This is a genomic window from Peterkaempfera griseoplana (assembly GCF_001418575.1).
Lineage (GTDB): Bacteria > Actinomycetota > Actinomycetes > Streptomycetales > Streptomycetaceae > Peterkaempfera > Peterkaempfera griseoplana.
In genome coordinates, this window is sequence record NZ_LIQR01000469.1 from 1 (window position 1) to 4,359 (window position 4,359).

4 protein-coding genes are annotated in these 4,359 nt (G+C 69.1%); all 4 read left to right on the plus strand.

Going from position 1 to position 4,359, the window contains the following annotated elements; genetic code table 11:
* Positions 1–58: 58 nt before the first annotated feature.
* The 4 genes from AOK09_RS29985 to AOK09_RS30000 are packed head-to-tail and all read left to right on the plus strand — an operon-like array spanning position 59 to position 4,223.
* Complete coding sequence (locus AOK09_RS29985) at positions 59–1,297, plus strand: polyamine ABC transporter substrate-binding protein (protein ID WP_055590375.1); 1,239 nt, start codon at positions 59–61, stop codon at positions 1,295–1,297.
* A gap of 36 nt (positions 1,298–1,333) precedes the next feature.
* On the plus strand, positions 1,334–2,470 hold the full coding sequence (locus tag AOK09_RS29990) for an ABC transporter ATP-binding protein (RefSeq protein ID WP_055590376.1): 1,137 nt from the start codon (positions 1,334–1,336) through the stop codon (positions 2,468–2,470).
* Positions 2,467–3,423, plus strand: coding sequence for an ABC transporter permease (locus AOK09_RS29995; protein WP_055590377.1), 957 nt, complete (start codon positions 2,467–2,469; stop codon positions 3,421–3,423). The genes AOK09_RS29990 and AOK09_RS29995 overlap by 4 nt, the downstream gene beginning before the upstream one ends.
* Positions 3,423–4,223, plus strand: coding sequence for an ABC transporter permease (locus AOK09_RS30000; RefSeq protein WP_055590378.1), 801 nt, complete (start codon positions 3,423–3,425; stop codon positions 4,221–4,223). The genes AOK09_RS29995 and AOK09_RS30000 overlap by 1 nt, the downstream gene beginning before the upstream one ends.
* The last annotated feature ends 136 nt before the right edge of the window (positions 4,224–4,359 follow it).

Consider the following 4,359-nt stretch of genomic DNA (forward strand, 5'->3'; position numbering starts at 1 on the left):
CCGAGCCGGGGCGGCCGGCCCTCCCCCCGCACCACACCCCACAGGAGGGCTGCACCCCATGGACCCGTTCGACGGACTGCCGGAGCCCGTGCTCAAGGCCTGGCAGCGCAGCGCGGCCTCCGGCCGCGCGGCCCTCTCCCGAAGGTCGCTGCTGCGCGCCGCGGGCCTGGGTGCGGTCGCCGCAGGCACCCTGACCGGCTGCGGCATCCCCGCGGCCTCCCAGTCCTCCGGACAGGGCGCCGCCACCGAGGACCACTCCGCCGAGGAGAAGCTGGTCAACTTCTCCAACTGGCCGCTCTACATCGACGTCGACGACAAGGACAAGAACCGCCGGCCGACCCTGGACGCCTTCACCAAGGCCACCGGCATCAAGGTCGCCTACACCGAGGACATCGAGGACAACGACGACTTCTTCGGCAAGATCCAGGCCCAGCTGCGAGCCGGCCAGGACACCGGCCGCGACCTGGTCGTCCTCACCGACTGGATGGCCGCCCGGATCATCCGCCTCGGCTGGGCGGAGGTCCTGGACCAGTCCAAGCTGCCCCACGCCTTCGCCAACCTCGCCCAGCAGTACCGCAGCCCCGACTGGGACCCGGGCCGCGCCCACTCCTACCCCTGGGCCGGCATCGCCACCCTGATCGCCTACAACAAGAAGGCCACCGGCGGCAAAGCGGTCACCAGCGTCAGCCAGCTGCTCACCGACCCGTCCCTCAAGGGCAGCGTCACCATGCTGACCGAGATGCGCGACACCGTCGGCCTCACCCTGCTGGACATGGGCAAGGACCCGGCGAAGGTCACCCAGGACGACTTCAACGCCGCCGTCGCCCGGGTCCAGAAGGCCGTGGACAGCCACCAGATCCGGGCCTTCACCGGCAACGAGTACGCCAAGGACCTCGCCTCCGGCAACATCAAGGCCTGCCTGGCCTGGGCCGGCGACCTGGTGCAGCTCAAGGCGGACAACCCCGACATCGAGTACGTCATCCCCGAGACCGGCTACATGGCCTCGACCGACAACATGCTGATCCCGCGCCGCGCCCGCCACAAGTCCAACGCCGAGCGGCTGATCGACTGGTACTACCGCCCCGAGATCGCGGCGGAACTGGCCGACTACGTCAACTACTTCACCCCGGTCGAGGGCGCAGCCGCAGTCCTGGCGAAGATCGACCCCGACGCCGCCAAGAACCCGCTGATCATCGCCGACAGCGCCATGGCGGCCAAGGGACACGCCTTCCGCGCCCTCAGCGAGACCGAGGAAGCCACGTACCAGGCCGCGTTCGCCAAGCTCATCGGCGCCTGACGCCCGCACCGGCACACACAGGGGACAGCGAGACACATGACAGAGCAGACCACCGCCGGCCAGGACGTCCGCCTCGCCGGGATCTCCAAGGCCTTCGGCGACTTCCACGCCGTCCGGCCGCTGGACCTGACCATCCCGGCCGGGTCCTTCTTCGCCCTGCTGGGCGCCTCCGGCTGCGGCAAGACCACCACCCTGCGGATGATCGCCGGCCTGGAGGACCCCACCACCGGCACCATCGTCATCGGCGGCCAGGACATCACCGCCCTGCCGCCGTACAAGCGGCCGGTCAACACCGTCTTCCAGAACTACGCGCTCTTCCCCCACCTCGACATCTTCGAGAACGTCGCCTTCGGACTGCGCCGCCGCGGCAAGAAGGACGTCAAGAAGCAGGTGGACGACATGCTGGAGCTGGTCGAACTCGGCCCCTACGCCCGCCGAAAGCCGCACCAGCTCTCCGGCGGCCAGCAGCAGCGCGTCGCCGTCGCCCGCGCCCTGATCAACCACCCCCAGGTGCTGCTGCTCGACGAGCCCCTCGGCGCCCTGGACCTCAAGCTCCGCCGACAGATGCAGCTGGAGCTCAAGCGCATCCAGACCGAGGTCGGCATCACCTTCGTCCATGTCACTCACGACCAGGAGGAGGCCATGACCATGGCCGACACCATCGCGGTGATGAACGCGGGCCGCATCGAGCAGCTGGGAGCGCCCGCGGACCTCTACGAGAACCCCCGCACCACCTTCGTCGCCAACTTCCTCGGCCAGTCCAACCTGCTGACCGCCCAGGTCACCGGCAAACAGGGCGACGACCTGCTGCTGGACGTCTCCGGCTGCCGGCTCACCCTGCCCGCCGCACGCACCGGCGCCGACCAGGAACGGCTGCTGATCGGCGTCCGCCCCGAGAAGCTCGCCCTCACCCACGCCGACGACGCGGGCACCGTCGCCGAGGGCCGCAACCGGATCACCGGCACGGTGGTGGACGCCGGCTTCATCGGCGTCTCCACCCAGTACCTGGTGCGCTCGCCCTGGGGCCAGCAGATCTCCGTCTTCGAGCAGAACATGGAGCGTGACACCCGGATCGCCCCCGGCGCCGAGGTGGTCATGCACTGGAACCCCGCCCACGCCTTCGCCGTCGACGCCGACCAGGACGTCCACGCCGGAGAGCAGGGGGCGGCATGACCTCCGACACCACCGCCGTCCTGCCGGGCGCCGGCGCGCCCGACGCCGGCGACCAGGGCCCGGTGCCCGCAGCCGTCGGCAAGGCCGCCCGCCGGCGCCGCCGCATCCCCTATCTGCTGCTGCTCCCCGGCATCGCCTGGCTGCTGGTCTTCTTCGCCCTCCCCACCGTCTACCAGGCCTCCACCTCCGTCCAGACCGGCTCCCTGGAGAAGGGTTTCCGGGTCACCTGGCACTTCGCCACCTACTGGGACGCCGTCCGCGAGTACGGCTCGCTCTACGGCTGGTCCTTCGTCTGGGCGGCCACCGCCACCGCGCTCTGCCTGGCCCTGGGCTACCCGCTGGCGTACACCATCGCCTTCAAGGCGGGACGCTGGCGCAACGTCATCCTGGTGCTGGTGATCGCCCCGTTCTTCACCAGCTTCCTGATCCGCACCCTGGCCTGGCAGACCATCCTCGCCGACGGCGGCTGGGTGGTCCGTACCCTCAACGCCGTCCATCTGCTGGACGTCACCGACGCCCTGCACTGGACCCGCGACCACCGGCTGATGCAGACCCCCTTCGCGGTGGTCTGCGGCCTCACCTACAACTTCCTGCCGTTCATGGTGCTGCCGCTCTACACCTCGCTGGAGCGCATCGACCCCCGGCTGCACGAGGCCGCCGGAGACCTCTACGCCAGGCCGTTCACCACCTTCCGCAAGGTGACCTTCCCGATCTCCCTGCCCGGGGTCGTCGCCGGTACCCTGCTCACCTTCATCCCCGCCTCCGGCGACTACATCAACGCCCAGCTGCTCGGCGGAGTGCAGGACAAGATGATCGGCAACGTCATCCAGAACCAGTTCCTCACCCAGGTCAACTACCCGCTGGCCGCGGCGCTCTCCTTCATCCTCATGGCCCTCATCCTGGTCATGATCAGTCTCTACATCCGCAAGGCGGGGACGGAGGAACTCGTCTGATGGCCGCGCTCACCCGATGGCTGCGCCGGCGTCTGGTCGTCATCGCCGCCGTGCTGGTCCTCGCGTACATGATCATCCCCAATGTGGTGGTGATCGTGTACTCCTTCAACAAGCCCAACGGGCGCTTCAACTACACCCTGGACAAGTTCTCCACCGACGCCTGGCAGCACCCCTGCGACGTCGCCGGGATGTGCGACGCCCTCGGCCTCAGCCTCCAGATCGCCCTCTACGCCACGGTCGGGGCCACCGTCCTCGGTACGATGATCGCCTTCGCGCTGGCCCGCTACCGCTTCCGCGGACGGCCGTTCGTCAACGCCATGATCTTCATGCCGATGGCGATGCCGGAGATCGTCATGGCGGCCTCGCTGGGCACCCTCTTCCTCAACATGCGGGTCGAGTTCGGGTTCTGGACCATCCTCATCGCCCACATCATGTTCTGTCTCAGCTTCGTGGTGACCGCCGTCAAGGCCCGCGTGATGTCCATGGACCCCCGCCTGGAACAGGCCGCCCAGGACCTCTACGCCACCCCGTTGCAGACCTTCCTCAGGATCACCCTGCCGCTGGCCGCCCCCGGCATCGCCGCCGGTGCACTGCTCAGCTTCGCGCTCTCCTTCGACGACTTCGTCATCACCCAGTTCAACTCCGGCTCCACCGTCACCTTCCCGATGTTCGTCTGGGGATCCGCGCAGCGCGGCACCCCGGTCCAGGTCAATGTGATCGGCACCGCGATGTTCCTGACCGCCGTCCTGCTCACCGCCGGCGGCCAGTGGATCGCCAACCGCCGCCGCGCCCGCAGCTGACCGCAACCACCCGTCCCAACCCGGGGCACCGCAGCACCGCCGCCGACCGCCCCTCCGCAGAAGGCAGTTGACACCGCACATGGATCCCGCCTGGTCGCTCAAGGACGCCCAGCCCACCCCCTTCTGGCTCGACGAC

What these genes read in the sequence shown, in the direction of transcription:
- AOK09_RS29985 (WP_055590375.1), top strand. Translation starts at nt 59, where the DNA reads ATGGACCCGTTCGACGGACTGCCGGAGCCCGTGCTCAAGGCCTGGCAG.
- AOK09_RS29990 (WP_055590376.1), top strand. Translation starts at nt 1,334, where the DNA reads ATGACAGAGCAGACCACCGCCGGCCAGGACGTCCGCCTCGCCGGGATC.
- AOK09_RS29995 (WP_055590377.1), top strand. Translation starts at nt 2,467, where the DNA reads ATGACCTCCGACACCACCGCCGTCCTGCCGGGCGCCGGCGCGCCCGAC.
- AOK09_RS30000 (WP_055590378.1), top strand. Translation starts at nt 3,423, where the DNA reads ATGGCCGCGCTCACCCGATGGCTGCGCCGGCGTCTGGTCGTCATCGCC.